Source organism: Paenarthrobacter sp. NPDC089714, from assembly GCF_044748905.1.
Classification (GTDB): Bacteria; Actinomycetota; Actinomycetes; order Actinomycetales; family Micrococcaceae; genus Arthrobacter.
Map to the genome: position 1 here is coordinate 190,874 of NZ_JBIVGX010000008.1, position 18,362 is coordinate 209,235.

Below are 18,362 nucleotides of genomic sequence, written 5' to 3' on the forward strand. Positions count from 1 at the left end.
GCCGGCCCGGGGGGGCGGGGGGTGCCCTGGGGGCGCGGGGGGGTCCCCCCACTGTTGGTCGCTGTTGGGGGGTTTGGGGCCCCAAACCCCCCCCACAACTGCGACCTACTTGGGATTCCGGGCGCGCTCCATGTCCGCCGCGCTCGCCGGGTCGCCTGCCGCCCGAAGTCCCGCAATCACGCCGTCCACATCCGCAGCCGACCGGTTCTGGCTCAGTTTCGTCTTGGCCTCCACCCGGGTAATGACCAGTTCCACGCCCACGATCGCCCTCAGTTGCCCGGCGATGAACCGCTCGGGGGCGTCGTCGACGGTCCACGGCTGCGGCATCGAGGCCTCGTGCCGATCAGAAAGGCGACGCACGTGCCTGGCCAGCCAGTCGACGTCGTCATGGACCACCAACTCGCCGTAGACGTGCGCGGTGGAGTAGTTCCACGTCGGCACCACCCGGCCGTGCTCCGCTTTCGAGGCGTACCAGGATGGCGAGATATACGCGTCGGAACCCTGAACGATCATCAAGGCTTCTCCACTCACAGGGGACGACCACTGGGTGTTGTTCCGTGCCATATGCGATTGCAAAGCACCGTGCCCGCCCACGGACGGATCGTGGACAAACGGCAGGAACGTGGCGAGCAAGCCGTCCGTAGTCATGGTCACCAGGTTCGCTGCGCCGGAGTCCTGGAGGAGGGCGGTGATTGCCTCGGGGGAAGCAGCAAAGTGCGCGGGGGTGTACATCGATTCTTCCTTTCGCTGGGAGGGGCGGCTAAGAGCCCGACGGCGGTGCGAGCCTGACGCGCACAGCGGCACCTGCGCAGAGGATCACCAAGAGTCCGCCAACAACAGTGGTCAGGGTCAGGGACTCGCCAAGGAGCAGTGCGGCCCAGGCGATGGTCATGACGGGTTGGACCAGTTGGATCTGGCTGACCTGTGCCATCGGCCCGATGGCCAAGCCGCGGTACCAGGCAAAGAAGCCAAGGAACATGCTCACCACGCCCAGGTAGGCGAAGGACGCCCAGCTGGCCAGGGACGCGGACGGAAGGCCGGAGCCAAGGGAAGCCAGCGTCAGGACAATCATCACGGGCGAGGCCACCACGAGTGCCCAGGAGATGGTCTGCCACGAGCCAAGTTCGCGCGCCAGGAGCCCACCTTCCGCGTAGCCGATAGCCGCTGCAAGGACAGCCCCGAGCAGAAGCAGGTCGGCCCACTGCAGGGAACCGAAACCTCCGGATTGGACCAGGGCGAAGAGCAGCGCGGCCACCACACCCACTGCCGTGAGGACCCAGAACAAGGGGCGGGGACGTTCCCGCCCCCGGAGCACCGCTACTGTTGCCGTGGCCGCGGGGAGTAGCGCGATGACCACTGCTCCGTGGCTGGCCGAGGTGCTGGTCAGGGCGAAAGTGGTCAGCAGCGGGAATCCTGCCACGATTCCGCCGGCAACAATGGCCAAACGGAACCACTGGATGCCCTGGGGAAAGCGTTGCCGAGTGAACGCCAACGCCGCTGCGGCAAGAATGGCCGCGACTACGGCTCGGCCCGCCCCGATGAACAAGGGCGACATTCCCTCTACAGCTACCCGCGTGAACGGCACAGTGAAGGAGAAGGCAAAGACGCCCAGGAGGCCCCACCAGATTCCCACCGTTGTCCGTGTGGATACCACTGGCGATGAAAAGAGAGTAGCGCTACTATGTTGACTCATGAATAACGATAGCAGTTCCCGGATCGTTCTGCGACTGAAGGAATGGATTTCCAGCGCTGCCCCGGGGTCCAAGCTACCGTCCACCAGGAAGCTTGTGGCTGACTATCAGGCGAGCCCGGTGACCGTCCAGAAGGCCCTTCGCACCCTAACCGCCCAGGGCCTGATCGAGAGCCGCCCCGGAGTGGGAACCTTCGTGCGGGCCTTCCGGACGGCGAGGCCGGCCGACTATGCGTGGCAGACAGCCGCACTCGGAGCCCTCCAGGCACCCCGCCTCACCAACACGGCGGCCATGCGCAGCGCATCCAATGACGTGATCGCTTTCCATTCCGGGTACCCGGCCCGTGACCTGCTGCCCGAACGACTCGTCCGCGCAGCGTTGACGCGTGCGGCACGGGCGGAAGCGTCCTTGTCCCGGCCGCCGGTGGCTGGACTGCCGGAACTGCAGTCGTGGTTCGCCCGGGAACTCAGTACCTCAACGCCGGTTGGCGTCACGCCGCCACAGCCGAGTGACGTCGTCGTCCTTCCCGGGAGCCAGAGCGGACTCAGCTCGATTTTCCGCGGCCTGGTGGGGCACGGCCAGCCGCTGCTGGTGGAGTCGCCCAGCTATTGGGGTGCGCTGCTGGCCGCGTCGCAGGCGGGCGTCCGGGTAGTCCCGGTGCCCAGCGGGCCGGAGGGCCCGGACCCTGAGCAGCTCGCCCGCGCGTTCGAGGAGACCGGTGCGCGGATGTTCTACGCGCAGCCCAATTTCGCCAACCCCACCGGCGCCCAGTGGTCGGTGCAGCGCGGCGAGGAAGTCCTGGACGTGGTGAAGGCCCACGGGGCGTTCCTTGTGGAGGACGACTGGGCGCATGATTTCGGGATCGCCGCGGAATCCATCCCGGTCGCCGCGAAGGATGACTCCGGGCACGTGCTGTACATCCGGTCCCTGACCAAGAGCGTCTCCCCGTCCATCCGCGTGGCGGCGGTCATTGCCCGCGGACCCGCCCGCGAGCGGATCCTTACCGCCCAGGCCGCGGAGTCGATGTACGTCAGCGGGCTGCTGCAGTCGGCGGCGCTCGACGTCGTCACGCAGCCCGGGTGGCACACGCACCTTCGCGGGGTCAGCTCGCAACTGCAATCCCGCCGTGATCTCCTGGTCACCAGCCTTCGTGAACACGTGCCGCAAGCACACCTCACCCACCTGCCCAAGGGTGGCCTCAACGTGTGGCTGAGGTTGCCGGACGGGACCGACGTCGATCGCCTCACCCGCGATTGCGAGGCAGCCGGCGTGCTGATCGCAGCGGGTGCGGAGTGGTTTCCGGCCGAACCGGAGGGGCCGTACATGCGGCTGAACTATGCGGGGCCGAATCCCGGAGCCTTCCCGGAAGGCGTCCGGATCATCGGGGAGCTGTTGGGCCGCCAGGGGCGGTAGCCTCGGCCGTCACCCGGCGGGAAGCCGCACCACGAACCTGGCGCCACCTTCCGGAGCCTGGTCAAGGCTGATGGTGCCGCCAAGCCGCTCCACCAATCGCGCAGCGATGGACAAACCCAGCCCGCTGCCCACCTGCCGTTCGCCCTGGTACCGCGCGTGCAGCGCCCCGCGTTGGAACGCCACCACTGCATCGTCCGGCGAGAGGCCGGGGCCGCCGTCGCGCACTTCCACCACCAGCCCGCCGCCTTCGGAACGGGCGGCGAGGACTACGGGTGCCCCGGCCGGGGCAGCACGCAACGCATTCTCCAGCAGCCCGTCCACCACCTGCCGCAGCCGTTGCCCATCGGTCCGGACAGGCAACGGGCCGATGGGCACCGACTGCGGCAGGTCCAACCGTCCAATAACGCCGCGCTGGGCACAAACCGCTTGCCAGGCAGCCCAGCTTTCAAGCAGGAGCGGAGCCGCGTCCAGGAGTTGGAGGTCCATGCGGAAATCGTCGGCTTCCAGGCGCGCCAGCTCCAGGAGATCGCGGACAAACCGGTCCAGCCTGTCCGTTTCCGTCACCAACGTCCGGCCAACCCCGGCAACGTCGGGTCCGCTCACCACGCCGTCCGCGAGTGCCTCGGCGTATCCGCGGACGGCCGTCAGGGGTGTCCGCATCTCATGGGATACGGACAGCAGGAACTCGCGCTGCCGGCCCTCGCTGACCCTAAGCGCAGTGTCCAGGGCCGCCAGCGCACCTTGCACGGCCGCGACTTCGGCAGGACCGCCCGCCGCCACGGCCACTGAACGTTCCCCGGCGGCCAGGCGCCGGGCCGAGTCGGCAGTTCTCACCAACGGCCTGCTGAGCCACTGGGACACCAGCCCCCCGGCAACGATCGAGAACACCAGGCACACCACAAGTGCGATCAGCATGCGCCGCAAGAGGGGGGCCGCGGCTTCGCGGATTTCGGAAACGGGCTGCACCAGCACCAATCCTCCGCCCGCTCCAAGGGGGCGCGCCTCAAGAACCACCGGATTTTGCGGCCCGTCCACGGTCTTGGAGACGGACTTACCTGCCTGCACATCGGCCACGGTGGCGTCATCGAGGAATCTGGCCCCGGCACCGGTCACCCGGCCGTCTGCCCGGATCAGGGCAAGGCGGGCACCGTGCCCCACCAGGTCTGCCCGCAGTTCCTGCAGGTTTCCGGCCAGGGGTTCCTTGCTCAAGCTTTCGGCTTCCGCGGCGAGGTACTTCCGGGCCTCGTCCACCGCCGTCGAATTCACCAACTGGGCGGCCAGCAGCCCTGCAAGAACCACCGCCACCGTGGCCACACCTGCGATGACCAGGGTGATGCGGCCCGCCAGCGAGCCCAACCAGTGCCTCATGCCGGGGGAACAGCAGGCTGTGCCGCGGAGTAGCCCACCCCGCGGCTGGTGACTATAGGGGAGTATGCGCCCAACTTAGCGCGCAGCTGGGCAATGTGGACATCAACGGTCCGTCCGGCAGCGTAGTTGGCCTGGCCCCAGACTGCGGAGAGCAATTGTTCGCGCGAAAACACCCGTCCGGGCTGTTGCATGAGGAACGCAAGGAGATCGAATTCGGTGGCAGTGAGCACCACATCGGCTCCGTTCGCCCGTGCGGTCCTGTGCAGGGGATCCACTTCCAGCGGGCCGAGGACCAGCCGCTTGGAACCGGGCACGCCTGAAGTCCTGCGGAGGACGGCCTTGACGCGCGCCACGAGTTCCGATGGCGAGAAGGGCTTGGTCAGGTAGTCGTCCGCCCCGAGCTCCAGGCCCAGGACGCGGTCCACTTCCTCATCACGCGCGGTCACGAACAGCACGGGGGTCCAGTCATCGGCCTGCCGCAGGCTGCGGCAGAGCTCGATCCCGTCCATGCCGGGCAGGCCGACGTCGAGGATTACTGCCACGGGACGCAGCCGCCGGATCTGGCTGAGGGCCACCAAGCCATCGCTTTCCACGTGCACGCCGAAGCCGGCGCGGCTCAGGTAGAGGCGCTGGATATCGGCGATTGCCCGTTCATCCTCGGCAATCAGCACCAGCCCGCGACTGTCCTCCATGCGTCCATTGAACAGCAAGAACGCCGGCCGCGGAGGCTTTCCGCAGCGGCTTTACCTTCCCCGAACATTGGCCGAACACGCACTTCACCTTGCCGGTCCAGAGTCAGTACAGGAGCCGGCGGGCAGTCTGCCGGCCAGTGAAAGGACAAGGCAATGCAAAGCACCTCGGTAAACGGCAAGCGTTCGACGGCGGGACGCACCGCCGTCGTCAGCGTCCTCGCGGCGGGACTGCTGCTGGGCGGTGGAACCGTGGCCGCGAATGCGGCGACGCCCACCCCCACACCTTCGACGTCGTCAACGGCTTCAGCTGCTCCGTCCCCGTCCCCGTCGCGGGAAGGACTGGGAGCGAGGTTCTTTGCCCACCCCGCAGCCCACGCTGTGCTGCGCTTCTTCATCAGGGGCGACAGCAGCAAGACCGGCTACGGCGAACGGGCCGCGAAGTTGGCCGGCTTCATCCTGGACAAGAGGCCTCACTGGGCCGCCAGGCTGCCGGAAGCGTTGCAGGCGGATTTGAAGACCCTGCGGGACGCCGCAAAGGATGATCAAACGGCCGTAGCCACCAAGATCAAGGAGAGCGCCTTGAACGGTGGCTACGGCGAGCGGATCCAAAAAGCTGCGCAGAAGTTGCAGGCAAGCGGTTCCTAGACTCCGGCGAGATCCTTTTTGTCGTTACCGAAGGCCACTTCGCTGACCGGCTGGCCATCGAACGGCATCTCGTCCAGGTTGATCAGCGGGTTGGTGTCCTGCGTTTCAACGAGTTCGCGGGCCTCGGCCGGGGTGTCAACGCTGGGCATCGAGCCCGGAAGCGGACGCTGTGCCGACTCGCGGAGGAAGAAGATCGCGATGCCGCCAACAACGGACGTGGCCATGAGGTAGTAGGCCGGCATCATGTCGTTGCCCGTGCCCTCGATGAGGCCCTGGACAATGAACGGCGTGGTTCCACCGAAGATCGCCACGGAGAAGTTGTAGGCGATACCCATTCCGCCGTAACGGCTGGAGGTGGGGAACAGTGCCGGAAGTGCCGAGGCCAGGTTGGCAACGTAGAACGTCACGGGGAAGGCAACCAGTGCAAGGCCGAGCAGCGTGGACCACACTTCACCAATACCGATGAGCATGAAGGCCGGGATCGCGAACAGCACGGTGCTGCCTGCGCCGATCCACAGCACTGGACGGCGGCCGATGCGGTCGGACAGCTTGCCGGTCAGCGGGATGCAAATGGCCATGACCACCAGGACCGGAATGGTCAGCAAGGTGCCGTGGACGGGATCGTAACCCTTGGAGTCCGTGAGGTACGTGGGCATGTAGGAGGTCAAAGCGTAACCAACAGTGTTGGCGGCGGCCGCGAGGATCATGGCCAGCACAATCTGGCGCCAGTAGGCCTTGATGATGCCGACAGGGCCCTTGGCAACGTCCGCATCCTTGGACGCGGCGTCCTTGGCGATGGCCTCCTGGGCATCCAGGGTGGCCTGGAACTGCGGGGATTCCTCGATCTTGCTCCGGAAGTACACGGCGATCAGGCCGAGCGGACCGGCGATCAGGAACGGAAGCCTCCAGCCCCATTCCTCCATGGCTGCCTGGCCCAGCGTGAGCTGCAGGACGGAAACCAGGGCGGCACCGAGGGCGAAGCCGATGTAGCTGCCCATATCAAGGAAGCTGGCGAAGAAGCCGCGGCGCTTGTCCGGTGCGTATTCGCTGACGAAGGTTGTGGCACCGGCGTACTCGCCACCGGTGGAGAAGCCCTGGACGAGCTTCAGGATGACCAGCAGCGCGGCGGCCCAGATGCCGATCTGCGCGTATCCGGGCAAGAGTCCGACGGCGAACGTACTTGCCGCCATCAGCATCAGTGTTGCTGCGAGGACCTTCTGGCGGCCCACCTTGTCGCCGAGCCAACCGAAGACCACGCCGCCGAGGGGGCGGGCGATGAAGGTTGCGGCGAAGGTGCCGAGGAGGAAGAGTGTCTGGACCGACTTGTCGGCTTCCGGGAGGAAGACAGGACCCATGGTGGTGATGAGGTAGCCGAACACACCGACGTCGTACCATTCCATGGTGTTACCCACGATGGTTCCGCCGAGTGCTTTCTTGAGCATGGGCTGGTCCACCACGTTCACGTCGGATTCCTTCAACCGGCGCTTGGTGCGGAGCTTCATTTTCTTCGGGTTCTTAGCAGTGTCGGCGGCAGCCGGGGTGGTGGCTGCGGCCGGTTTTCCGGGGGCGTTCCTTGCGCCGTCCGGAGAGACGATCTTGCTTGGGTCTGTGGGCATTTGGGCTTCTCCTAGGGAGGTCATTTGCTTGCGACTTCTGCTGCCCCGCTCTGGGCAGGGTTTCAATTTTACGCGTTTTTGCCCCGAAACCCGAGTTGAGATCCGATTTATTGGCCATATCTGGGTCAAAATTGCCCAGATTCCTTACTTGTTTTTGCCCGTTCTTGCCCTGTAAACGCGCGGTTTTTGGCCCTCACGGGGGCGCTGTTACCAAATTGTTTAGCTCAGCCCACGCAACGGGGGCGATTTCAGCGGAAAAGCTTACGGATGTGGGACCGACTCCCGCGCGCGGCCCAGCACTACCGTGGCATCCACCCCGGCGTCCGAGGCAATGCGGGCCACGAGCCCTGCACCGGTGAACAGCCGTGCTGTTTCCGGCGCCTGCGACGCAGACGACTCAATCAGCACGAACCCACCCGGCGCCAACCACTCAGCCGCACCGTCCACGACCCGGCGCTGGACCGCCAAACCGTCAGTGCCGCCGTCGAGCGCTGTCAGTGGCTCGTGAAGGCGCGCCTCCGGAGGCATCATGCGGATCGAATCGGTGGGCACATAAGGGGCATTCACCAGAAGTACATCAACGCTGGCCATCAAGTGGCGGGGGAGCGGGGCGAAGAGATCGCCTTCGTAGACCCGCCCGCCCCGCGGCCCGATGTTGCGGCGCGCGCACGCCACAGCAGCAGGATCGATATCGGCCGCATACAGTTCCCTGGTTCCCAGGGCGTCGTGGACCGCGGCGCCGATCGCGCCGGAACCACAGCAAAGATCGACGACGACGGCACCCGGCCTCCCCAGCGACGCCGCCTGCCGCACCAGGAACTCCGTGCGCCGCCGTGGCACGAAAACGCCAGGCTCCACGACCATCCGGGTGCCACAAAAATCCACCCAGCCCAGGAGGTGTTCCAACGGCATGCCCGCGATGCGTTGCTCCACCAGGTGCTGAAGGTGTTCGGGGTCCCGGGCGGCCTCCATGAGCAGTGCTGCCTCGTCCTCTGCGAAGACGCAGCCAGCAGCCCGGAGTGCGTCGACAATCGGGGACCCAGGAGACATTGCGCCCATGCTAGCAAGGGGTTCCGCCGCACGGGGTTCCCAAACGCGGCCCATCTTGGCTAAGGTGTGACGCATGGGAACATTGATTTTTGAGTAAACCGCCTGCGCCGATTGGTGCGCAGCCGAGTTTCACCTGACAAAAATCCACGCCTGTTGAGGCCCTGCCTCCATGCCGTTCCCGTTGTCGCCTTCTTTGCTTCATGACCACACCGTGACGCCGTGGTTCCCGTGCCTCTCCAGGACTTCACCACCTTTGAGGAGTCCACTGATGACTGCCAACACGCCAGATAACAACCAAGCCGCCCAAGGCGGAATCAAATCCAAACTGACCGACGCCCAGCGGGCCATGCTTGACAGCAAGTCCGGGGGAGGAACCCCCGGTGGTTGGCAAAGCACGGGCAAGGGCCACAAGCCAACGCACGCCAGCGGAAAGCAGGCAAAAACCATGAAAAAGGTCCGCTGGTAGGCCTAAACTTGAAATCCCTTCGTTTCACTGAGGAAAGGAAGAACCATGACTGCGAACCACAACTCCGGAGGCATCAACCCCGAGGTTGCCAGCCACTTGGTGGAGTCCATGGATATGGCTCCGATGCCTGAGCCGGCTGCCGTAGCAGCGACTCTCGGCACCGAGCAGGGCAATCAATGGCCGGATGGTAACGGCAAGCGGCGGCACCCCAAGGACCGCGACCAGTCCCACGGCCGGGCAGGCCAGGGCGCAGCGGTCACCGCGGTCCACCGGACCAGCCGGCCCCAGATGCCGCACTCCTCCTGACCGGCTAGCCTAGCCCCGCCTGCCCAACTAGGTCGCAGTTAAGCGCGTTTTGAGCCTTCATAACGCGCACAAATGCGACCTAGTTGGGCGGGGTCACGTCGGAAGGCGACTTGTCCGGGCGCCACCCCTTCCACACGGGATGCCGCAGCCGCCCGGGACCGGTCCATTCGCCGAAGGTCACCTCTGCCACGAGATCGGGTTCCACCCAGCGCGCCCCGGCGGCGTCTTCGCGTGGGATGTCCACGAAAGGCGAATCCTTCGTGGCAAGGGGCTGGAGTTTCCCCAGGATGTCCTTGAGCTGCCAGTCGGAGAACCCGGACCCCACCCGGCCCACATACCGCAGCTTGCCGCCGTCGGGAATTCCCAGGAGCAGCGAGCCGAACGTCCCGCTCCTTGCGCCGGCACCTGGGCGCCAGCCGCCGACCACCACCTCCTGGCTCCGCTCCAGTTTCAGCTTGATCCACGAGCGGCTGCGCCTTCCCACGGTGTAGCGGCTGTCCGCCTTCTTGGCCATGACGCCTTCCAAGCCGAGTTCGGCAGCTACCGCCAGGAGGTCGTCCACGTCGTGGTCCAGGACCTCGGATACGCGTAGGGGACAGCCCTCACTGAGCCTGTCCACGAACGAGGACAAATGCTCCCGCCGCTCGCGGAACGGCAGCCTGCTAAGGTCCGCGCCGCGGTGGTACAAGAGGTCGAAAAGCATCAACTGCACCGGAACCGATGCCCGTGCCCGCTCAATGTCCGCTGCCTTGACCAGGTTCATCCGCTGCTGCAGGCGGCCGAAATCAGGTTTGCCGCCCTTTCCGAAGGCGACGATCTCACCATCGGCCACAAAATCGCCGTCCGGCCAGCAGCTGCGGTCCGTGAGCTCCGGATAGGCTGCCGTGAGGTCGTTGCCGTTACGGCTCATCAGGCGGATCCGGCCCTCCGTGCCCGTGATGATTGCGCGGATTCCGTCCCACTTAAGTTCGTAGAGCCAGTCACCGCCGCTGAGCTCTCCGGTGATTCCGGCCGAGGCCAGCATGGGAGTGTAGCCAGGCATTGGTTCAGGCTCGACGGCGGTTGGCGGCTTCGCGTCCGCAGCTGCCTTCACGTCAGGCGCCGGTGCGGCAGCTTTCTTCCGGCCTCCCGGTTGCTCCTTCATCAGGTGGATGAGCCAGCGATCGCCCGTGTTGATCAGGGCAAACCGTTTGGTTCCGCCCAGGCCGCCACCCGGTTCACCCGTGAGCGTGGCGATGACTTCCTTGCCGTCGCGCCACTTCTCGCACGTGAATTCACCGCGATCCCAGATGGTCACCGTTCCGCCGCCGTACTCGCCCTTGGGGATCACTCCCGCGAAGTTGGCGTAGTCCATGGGGTGGTCCTCGGTGTGGACGGCCAGGTTGTTGCGGTCCGGAGTATCGGGAACGCCGCGTGGCAGGGCCCAGGAGACCAGGACGCCGTCGTGCTCCAGCCGGAAATCGAGGTGGTAGCGGCGGGCATGGTGCTCCTGGATGACGAAGATGCCGCCGGGCGGCGCAGGGTCGCCGGGCCGCGGTTGATCGGAGGAGGCGGTGGCCGTCCCGCTTGAGGAAACGGACGACGCCGGGAACGGTTCCGGAGTCTTGCCCGGATCACGCATTCCTACATACTTGGCCAGGCGTCCCGCCACGGTGACCTTTTCCCGGCCACCCGTGGTGGGCGACCCTGCACCCTCAGCGGGAGTACCGCCGTCGTTCTCCTCGGCGTGGGGCGGCAGGTGCCGGCCGGAGATCGACGCGAAGTGGTCCTCGCCCGTGCCCACCCGGTCCATGACGTCCGTGAACTCGAGGTGGCTGAGCTCCGGATCGTCGAGTTCATCCCAGGTCCGGGGCGCGGCGACGGTGGGGTGCGGCTTGCCGCGCAGGGAGTACGGAACAATGGTGGTTTTGTTGCCGCTGTTTTGGCTCCAGTCCACCAACACCTTGCCGCTCCGGAGCGACTTCTTCATGTCGCTGACCACCAGCGTGGGGTGGTCCGCCTCAAGGGCACGGGCGAGTTCATGGGCGAAGGCCGAAACCTGCTCGGACTTCAGCGTCCCTTCGAGCCCGGTGTAAAGGTGGATGCCCTTGCTTCCGCTCGTGACCGGTACCGGCTCCATGCCCATGTCCTGCAGGATGGCTCGCGCCAGCTTGGCCACCTCCACGCACTCCGGCAAACCCGCACCGGGACCGGGATCCAGATCCAGGACGAAGCGGTCCGGCCGCAGGGGAGTCCCGGACGGATCCACTTGCCACTGCGGAACGTGGATTTCCAGGGAGGCAATCTGCGCCATCCACGTGAGCGTGGCCAGGTTGTTCACCATGGGGTAGTCGTTGGTGTGGTCGGAGTGATGGATGGTGGCACGCGGGATCCACCGGGGAACGGAGCTTTCGAGGTTCTTCTGGAAAAACACTTCCCCGGGGTTCGCGGCCGTGCCCACGCCGTTGACCCAGCGCTTGCGCGTCACGGGCCTGTTGGCCGCCGCTGGAATGAGGTAGGGCGCAACCGCGGCGTAGTACTCCAGCACCTCGGCCTTGGTGGTGCCGGTCTCGGGATAGATGATTTTGCCCAGGTTCGTGAGGGTCAGTTCGTGGCCCTCAACGGTGACGCGTTCCTTCTGCTTGCCTGCCACCTCTTCTCCTCTGTTGGCTTGTGCTGTTGACTGGGTGCATGAGGGCCATATGGAAGGGATCTATCGCGTTCGGTCTGGTCAACGTACCAGTTAAGCTCTACAGCGCCACAGAGGACCACGACATTGGACTCCATCAAGTCCACAATAAGGACGGCGGGCGCATCCGTTACCAGCGGAAATGTGAAATTTGCGGCGATGTGGTGGCGTACGAGGATATTGACAAGGCGTACGAAGAAGAAGGCCGAACCGTTGTCCTCACCTCCGCCGAATTGAAATCGCTCCCTGAAGAGAACAGCCGCGAAATCGAAGTAGTGGAATTCATTCCGGCCGAACAGCTGGACCCGATCATGTATGAGCGCAGCTATTTCCTTGAGCCGGATTCCAAATCGCCCAAGGCGTACATGCTTTTGCGGCAAACACTCGAAGACACGGACCGGATTGCAATAGTCCAGTACGCCCTGCGGCAAAAGACCCGGCTTGGTGCCTTGCGTGTGCGCGGGGAAGTGCTGCTCCTCCAGGCCCTTTTGTGGGGCGACGAGGTGCGCGAAGCCAAATTCCCATCCTTGGAAACAGACATCAAAATCTCGGACAAGGAACTCGAAATGTCCTCCGCGCTGGTGGAGTCCATGGCCCATGACTTCGATCCGGACGAGTACACCGACGACTACCAAGCGCAGCTGAAGACGTTGATCGAGGCCAAGCTGGAGAAGGGCGAGGCCCTGGACACCGAGGCAACGTTCGGCGTGGTGGAAGGGGAAGGCGAGGGCGGAGACGTCATCGACCTCATGGAAGCGCTCAAGCGGAGCCTCGACAAGAAGCGCGGCAAGGAAAAAGCGGACGACGACGATGCTGCCGCCACCAAGACTGCCAGCAAGCCGAAGGCGCGGGCCAAGAAAAAGGCTTGACCCGCCGTCGTTATTTGTACCCAACTGAGTCGCAGTTAAGCGCGTTTAGAGCCGCCAAAACGCGCTTAACTGCGACTCAGTTGGGCCGTTCGTCTCAGCCTTTGACGGAACCTGCGGTAAGTCCTTGCACGATGAACTTGCTGGCGAAGGCGAAGATCACCAGCGTGGGGACCACCGTGAGAACCGCGGCAGCGGACATGGAACCCCAATCAATGTTGAAGCTGGAGATAAAGCCGGCCAACGCCGTCGGGATGGTTTTGTTGCTGTCGCTGTTCATCAGGGTTACCGACAGGAACAGTTCGTTCCAGCAATTGACGAAATTGAAGACGAAACTCGCAGCAATGCCGGGCAGCATCACGGGAACGATGACCCTGAAGAGCGCACCCATTCGGGAACAACCATCAATCATGGCAGCTTCCTCCAAGGCATCAGGGACGTTCTCGAAGAAGCCCCGAAGCATGATGGTGCAAAACGGGATGCAGATGGCGATGTAAATCAGGATCAGGCCCGTTTTGGAGTCCACGAGGCCAAAGTCGGTCATCATCAGGTAGAGCGGGCCCAGGGCGATGAAGCCCGGGATCATCTGGGTGATCAGAAAGGCGCCCAATACTGCCCCGCGTCCGGAGAACTGGAACCGGGCCAGAACGTAGGCGGAGAGCAGGGAAATGAGCGTGGCAACGGAGGCTGCCACCAAGGCCACTACCAGGCTGTTGAGCATGTACTGGCCAAAGTCGGACTTCGTGAACAGCCCGATGTAATTGTCCAGGGACAACTGCCGGGGCCAGTAGTCCAGCGGGAGCGAATAAATGGCCCCCGGCTCCTTGAGGGACGTCACTATGATCCAGTACAACGGGAAGACGGTGACGATCAGGCATAGGCCCAGAAAGAGGAACTTTGCGATCCGGCCAACGAGCGTTGGAGTGTTGATCATTGGGCTCCCTTTCGAAAGCGCACAGCCATGAGGTAGAAGGCTGCAAACAGCATGAGCGTGACCATGACGATCAACCCGAGGGCAGACGCCTTGCCGTAGTCGCCTTCCTGGGTAATTTTGATCATGTAGGTGGTAATGATGTGGGTCTGGTCTGCTGGTCCGCCGCCGGTCATCGCGAAGATGATGTCCGGGAAGTTGAAGATCCAAATCACCCGCAGCAGGATGGTCAGAGCCAGCGTCGTGGAAATGCTGGGCAGCGTGATGCTGAAGAACGTCCGTACCTTGCCCGCACCATCCAGCGCAGCTGCCTCATACATTTCGTCCGACACCGACTGCAGGGCAGCAAGGATCATGATGGCGAAGAACGTCACGCCGTACCAGATGTTGGCGATGATGATGGCCGTCATGGCGAAGCCCGGATCGGACAGCCAGGGCAGGGGCGAGCTGATCAGGCCGGACTTCATCAGGAGGTCGTTGACCACGCCGAACTCGGCGTTGAACATCCAACGGAACAGCATGCCGATGAGGAAACCGGACACTGCCCAAGGGAAGAAGATCATGGCTTGGTACGCTCCGCGCATCCTGAACCGGCGTTTCAGGAACAGTGCCACCGCGAAGCCGATGACCACCTGCGGGACCAGGGAGCCGAGCACCCACACCACGGTGTTCCGGACGATCGTTCCGAACTCCGGTGCGTCGAAAAGGCTCTGGAAATTGCCGAAGCCAATCCACGAGGTGTCGGAAAGGTCGTTCAGGTTCCAGTTCCTGAAGGCCATCTGGCTGCCCGCGACCATGGGGTAGTACGTGAAGATCCCCACGAATACCGCGGCCGGGGCCAGGAACGCCAGCAAGGTCAGCGCTGTCCTGCCACTGAACCGCCTTTTCCTGCTGGCCGGCTCCCTTCGAAGGCCCTCACGCCCGGACGGCGGCGAGGTGGAACGCTTGAGGTCGAGGCTCATGGGCCTCTAGCCCTTCATCTTTTCTGTCCAGAACGTGTCCCAACTGGCCAGCAGCTCGGAGGTGCTCATCTGCCCTGTGAGCACCCGCTGGAGTTCGCCGTCGGACTTCTTGATCCACTCGGTCCACCAGGAAACGCTGCGCGGCTGGATGGCCGAAATATAGGTGTCAGGGTTCTCGGTCATCTTCACGTAGGCAGCCCACGGGCCGGTGCTGTAGAAGGTGTCCTGGGCGGCCGATTTCAGGGTGGGGACAAGGCTGTTGTCCTTGCTGAACGTGGTGGCGGCGTCGCCTTGGGCCAGGTACTTGATGAGCTTCACTGCTTCAGGCTTGGCGTTGGAGGACTGGGCGATGCCCCAGCCTGCCGAAGCGACTGGCTGGATGGCCTTACCGCTTGGTCCCACCAGCAGCGGGGCCACATTCCATTGGTCCGGCTTGATGGCCTGGGACTCCTTGACCGTTGCGATGACCTCCGGATCCTGCAGCAGGAATGCCGTGGAGCCATTGCTGAAGCCCTGGACCATCTCCGGATAACCCCAGGCAACGGAAGACGGCGGAGATCCCTTCTTGAAGAGGTCGATGTAGAGGTCCATGGCTTCCTGCGCCTTGGGGGAGGAGAAGATCGTCTTGCCGTTGGTCAGCTTGAACGCGTTTTCGCGGTCGATCTCGTCGGCAACGTAGGCCTCGATGATGGCTACGGCATTGGAGTTGGCGTTGGTGCCCCCGCGGAAGGCGTAGCCGAACTTGTTCTCTGATGGCTTGTTGAGTGCCTCGGCCTGTTTCGCCATGTCTGACCAGCTGCTCGGCGGACCGTCGAAGCCGGCGTCCTTGACAAGGTCCGATCGGTAGAAGAGGGAGAGCCCGTAGAAGCCGTAGGGGATGTAGTAGGTCTTGCCGTTTTGCTTGGAGTAAGTGACAGCGTTCTCGGTCAGGTTGTTCCAGCCATCCCAGCCGTCAAGGTCCTTTGTCATGTCGTAGAGCCAGTTGTTGGCGCCGAAGGAACCCACGGTGATGTCGCGGGCCTCCACCACGTCCACGCCTTTGCCGGACTGGAGCATCTGTTGGATCTTCTGGTCAGCCTGCTCGGTAGGCGGGGAGATGAGATCAACCTTGATGTTGGGGTTTGCCTGCTCGAAGCCGGCAAGGAGCTTCTTCAAAGTCTCTGTGCGGGTGGGGTTGGTGAGGCTTTCCACCATCTTCAAAGTGACCTTGCCATCGGCGGCGCTCTGTCCGCCACCGCCACAGCCTGCCAAGGCCAGAACTGCCGCCAGGCCTGCTGCGGCAGATGCCATGATTCTGGATTTCACGTGGGTCCTCCGTTGGTTGGTTGAGGTGGATTGCGCCGTGCAGTGGCGCGGACAGTGATGTTTAAAGGGATGTGGCGAGCCGTACGAGTTCCGGCACAGCGCGTTCAGCAAAGATTTCGTAGTCCTGCGGCGAGTTGTAAAGGTGGGCGGAGAGTCGCAGGAAGCCTTCGCCGTTGAAAGTGGTCACCGCGGTTTCGATGTCCAGTTGGTCTGAAATGAACGCCCGAACAGTGTGCGAATCCTCATGCGTGGTGGCAAGTCCCCGGGGCAAGCGAAGCAATCGCAGCGGCCCCACGGGCATGCCCGCATCCACGGTGTGGTTCTCACCGGTGAGGTCCGCGAAAGCCGAGCCGATGATGGCTTCTCCGTAATCGCAGAGGGCCTTGGCATAGCTTCGGAATGTCTGCCAGCCGTATCGTTCTTCGATGGTGGTGAACGCGGTGCCTGCGGCCATCCAGGACGTGACATCCTGGGTGCCTACGTGGTCGAAGCTCTCCGGGAAGCTGTACGGGAAACCCCATGAATCGATGAGTGGCACCAGGCCTTCGGCCCGATCCCCACGAGCGACAAGCGCCGCTGTGCCCCTGGGTGCGCACCCGAATTTGTGGAGGTTGCCAACCCAGTACCCGTCGAATGCGGGAACGGGAGCCTCCAACACGCCCGGTGCGTGCGCGCCATCCACCAGCAAGGGCACCCCGGCGTCCTTTGCAGCCTTCGCAACGGCTTCTACCGGAAACGCCCGCGCCGTAGCTGAAGTGATCTGGTCCAGCACGATCAATGCCGTCTTGTCGCCGACTTCCGCCATCACCAGCGCCGTTGCGGTCTCCGCGTCGGCATCCAAGGGGATCTCGGCAATGCGGACGCTGCCGCCGCACTTCCGCGCCACGCGGTAGGCGCCGTGCAGTACGGCTCCGTATGCGTGGTTCGTCATGACAATCTCCGCACCGCGGCCGAAGTCCAGCGAGTTATAGACGGCGGTGACTCCAGCGCTCGCATTCAGTACAAGAGCCATGTCCCCGGCGTCGACCTTCAGGAAGGAGGCCACGTCTGTCCGGGCGGCGGCCACGGCCTGGTACTGGCCCATGAACCAGGTGCACGGGTTTGCGTCCATGCGGGCCTTTAGTTCCAACTGGAATTCCTGCGCCGCCCGGGGGACCGAACCGTAGGAGCCATGGTTCAGGTGGATCTTGGAGGCTGTGAGGGTCCAGTCGGAGCGGGAAGGAGCGCCGTCCGGGGTTGTCATGGGACGCGGGGCCGTCAGGTTGCTGGCTGGGTGCACAAGGGCCTTCTAGGTCGGTGAGTCAGGAACTGCCTGTAAGTTACCTCACATATATGACCGAGACAACAGACTACTCCGCAAAGTCATAAGATGACTTTGGATCAGAAGTACTACCTAGACTCGTTTCATGATCTCTTTCGCCCAAGAGATACGATGTCTTGCCTCATGAAGTCTGATCACTTGCCTGAACGGAACACTGGGACGGGAGTGCTGTAGCGTGTACCAAGTCTGGAGGAGGCGGGTAAATGGGTGCAGTTGAAACGGCCATGCAAGGCCTGCGCAACAAGATCGCGTCGGGCGAGCTGGCACCCGGACAGAAATGTCCCCCGGAAGCGGAGTTGTGCGCACAACTCGGAGTATCACGGAGCTCCTTGAGGGAGGCCGTTCGCGCCATGTCCGCTCTGGGGATCATGGAGTCCAGGCACGGTTCAGGGACGTATATATCGTCCTTGGAACCCACGGTGATCCTTCAGAACTTCGCGCTGCTGGTTGACCTGCTTCCGCTGGATGGATTGTTGGAGCTGTTTGAAATCCGGCGATTGATGGAGTCGCATGCGGCGTCTGCAGCCGCGGCCAATGCGACTCCTACCGCCCTGGCCTCGCTCACGGCCCTGGTGGACGCCATGGAAAAGACCGCTGACCCTTCCGAATACTCTGAACTGGACTCGCGGTTCCATGAGGAAATCTGCCACGCAAGCGGCAATGCCACCTTGGCCGGCCTTGTCCGCCTGTTCCGCTCGCGCGGTGGCCACTTCCATATTTTCGACGGCGATGAAGGCACCGTCGTGCGCGAAGGCAGCACAGCCGGCCACGCCGCGATCCTGGAAGCCATCGCACAAAAGAACCCCACCTTGGCCGCCGTCGCCATGGGAGCGCATATTGCGCAGACCGAAGCCTGGCTCAAGCGGCTACGGCCTGTTCCGCGCCTCACGGAGTGACCTCGGATGGTGACCGGCCCGCCGTCGTCACAATCCGCCGTCGTCATCCCAACTACATAGCAGTAGATGCCGTTTTGAGCGGGCGGTTTCTAGCGGTTATCGCAACAGGAAGGTTCTGATCATCTCATTTGGGGTGCAGAAGTCGAATCGTTGGCGGGGTCTGTCG

At 63.8% G+C, this 18,362-nt stretch carries 17 protein-coding genes; 6 read left to right on the forward strand and 11 right to left on the reverse strand.

The genetic code is table 11. The features are described from left to right. Positions 1–105: 105 nt before the first annotated feature. Positions 106–732 carry an FMN-binding negative transcriptional regulator gene (locus ACIPY3_RS15275; protein ID WP_400335368.1) on the reverse strand — a complete coding sequence of 209 codons (627 nt, stop codon included), beginning with the start codon at positions 730–732 and terminating at the stop codon, positions 106–108. 28 nt (positions 733–760) lie between these two features. Beyond that, positions 761–1,693, reverse strand: a complete 933-nt coding sequence (locus tag ACIPY3_RS15280; RefSeq protein ID WP_400335369.1) for a DMT family transporter — start codon at positions 1,691–1,693, stop codon at positions 761–763. On the opposite strand from ACIPY3_RS15280, the gene ACIPY3_RS15285 reads away from it, so the two are divergent. Further along, positions 1,692–3,104: a PLP-dependent aminotransferase family protein gene (locus ACIPY3_RS15285; RefSeq protein WP_400335371.1), complete on the forward strand. Its 1,413-nt coding sequence runs from the start codon at positions 1,692–1,694 to the stop codon at positions 3,102–3,104. The two genes, ACIPY3_RS15280 and ACIPY3_RS15285, sit on opposite strands and share 2 nt — an antisense overlap. Positions 3,105–3,113: 9 nt before the next feature. Here the strand turns inward: ACIPY3_RS15285 and ACIPY3_RS15290 are convergent, their stop codons facing one another. Together ACIPY3_RS15290 and ACIPY3_RS15295 are read right to left on the reverse strand one after the other, a co-directional pair. Beyond that, a complete protein-coding gene (locus ACIPY3_RS15290) occupies positions 3,114–4,472 on the reverse strand; it encodes an ATP-binding protein (protein WP_400335373.1) in 1,359 nt (452 codons plus the stop codon). Beyond that, positions 4,469–5,164 carry a response regulator transcription factor gene (locus tag ACIPY3_RS15295; RefSeq protein ID WP_400335374.1) on the reverse strand — a complete coding sequence of 232 codons (696 nt, stop codon included), beginning with the start codon at positions 5,162–5,164 and terminating at the stop codon, positions 4,469–4,471. The genes ACIPY3_RS15290 and ACIPY3_RS15295 overlap by 4 nt, the downstream gene beginning before the upstream one ends. A 153-nt stretch (positions 5,165–5,317) precedes the next feature. Here ACIPY3_RS15295 and ACIPY3_RS15300 point away from each other — a divergent pair, with 153 nt between their 5' ends. Beyond that, positions 5,318–5,809, forward strand: coding sequence for a hypothetical protein (locus ACIPY3_RS15300; protein ID WP_400335377.1), 492 nt, complete (start codon positions 5,318–5,320; stop codon positions 5,807–5,809). On the opposite strand, the gene ACIPY3_RS15305 is transcribed toward ACIPY3_RS15300, so the two are convergent. Together ACIPY3_RS15305 and ACIPY3_RS15310 are read right to left on the reverse strand one after the other, a co-directional pair. Then, complete coding sequence (locus ACIPY3_RS15305; protein WP_400335379.1) at positions 5,806–7,425, reverse strand: MFS transporter; 1,620 nt, start codon at positions 7,423–7,425, stop codon at positions 5,806–5,808. The genes ACIPY3_RS15300 and ACIPY3_RS15305 overlap by 4 nt on opposite strands. A gap of 261 nt (positions 7,426–7,686) precedes the next feature. Next, positions 7,687–8,475, reverse strand: coding sequence for a putative protein N(5)-glutamine methyltransferase (locus ACIPY3_RS15310; protein ID WP_400335381.1), 789 nt, complete (start codon positions 8,473–8,475; stop codon positions 7,687–7,689). Between the two features lie 268 nt (positions 8,476–8,743). Between ACIPY3_RS15310 and ACIPY3_RS15315 the strand changes: the two genes are divergently transcribed. Together ACIPY3_RS15315 and ACIPY3_RS15320 are read left to right on the forward strand one after the other, a co-directional pair. Beyond that, a complete protein-coding gene (locus tag ACIPY3_RS15315; protein WP_400335384.1) occupies positions 8,744–8,941 on the forward strand; it encodes a hypothetical protein in 198 nt (65 codons plus the stop codon). A gap of 45 nt (positions 8,942–8,986) precedes the next feature. Next, a complete protein-coding gene (locus tag ACIPY3_RS15320; protein WP_400335385.1) occupies positions 8,987–9,247 on the forward strand; it encodes a hypothetical protein in 261 nt (86 codons plus the stop codon). A 79-nt stretch (positions 9,248–9,326) separates the two neighbouring features. Here ACIPY3_RS15320 and ACIPY3_RS15325 read toward each other — a convergent pair whose 3' ends face one another. Beyond that, entirely contained in the window at positions 9,327–11,879 is a 2,553-nt protein-coding gene (locus tag ACIPY3_RS15325) for an ATP-dependent DNA ligase (RefSeq protein WP_400335388.1), read from the reverse strand. A 38-nt stretch (positions 11,880–11,917) separates the two neighbouring features. Here ACIPY3_RS15325 and ACIPY3_RS15330 point away from each other — a divergent pair, with 38 nt between their 5' ends. Further along, positions 11,918–12,784: a Ku protein gene (locus ACIPY3_RS15330; protein ID WP_400335390.1), complete on the forward strand. Its 867-nt coding sequence runs from the start codon at positions 11,918–11,920 to the stop codon at positions 12,782–12,784. 94 nt (positions 12,785–12,878) lie between these two features. Here the strand turns inward: ACIPY3_RS15330 and ACIPY3_RS15335 are convergent, their stop codons facing one another. The 4 genes from ACIPY3_RS15335 to ACIPY3_RS15350 form a co-directional block, all read right to left on the reverse strand. Then, positions 12,879–13,715, reverse strand: a complete 837-nt coding sequence (locus tag ACIPY3_RS15335; RefSeq protein ID WP_400335392.1) for a carbohydrate ABC transporter permease — start codon at positions 13,713–13,715, stop codon at positions 12,879–12,881. After that, positions 13,712–14,674 carry a carbohydrate ABC transporter permease gene (locus ACIPY3_RS15340; protein WP_400335394.1) on the reverse strand — a complete coding sequence of 321 codons (963 nt, stop codon included), beginning with the start codon at positions 14,672–14,674 and terminating at the stop codon, positions 13,712–13,714. Before ACIPY3_RS15340 ends, ACIPY3_RS15335 begins: the two co-directional genes overlap by 4 nt. A gap of 6 nt (positions 14,675–14,680) precedes the next feature. Continuing rightward, positions 14,681–15,979, reverse strand: a complete 1,299-nt coding sequence (locus ACIPY3_RS15345) for an ABC transporter substrate-binding protein (RefSeq protein WP_400335396.1) — start codon at positions 15,977–15,979, stop codon at positions 14,681–14,683. 61 nt (positions 15,980–16,040) lie between these two features. Continuing rightward, complete coding sequence (locus ACIPY3_RS15350; RefSeq protein WP_400335398.1) at positions 16,041–17,258, reverse strand: aminotransferase class V-fold PLP-dependent enzyme; 1,218 nt, start codon at positions 17,256–17,258, stop codon at positions 16,041–16,043. A 245-nt stretch (positions 17,259–17,503) separates the two neighbouring features. Here ACIPY3_RS15350 and ACIPY3_RS15355 point away from each other — a divergent pair, with 245 nt between their 5' ends. Further along, positions 17,504–18,196, forward strand: a complete 693-nt coding sequence (locus ACIPY3_RS15355) for a FadR/GntR family transcriptional regulator (RefSeq protein ID WP_400335400.1) — start codon at positions 17,504–17,506, stop codon at positions 18,194–18,196. Positions 18,197–18,362 lie beyond the last annotated feature (166 nt).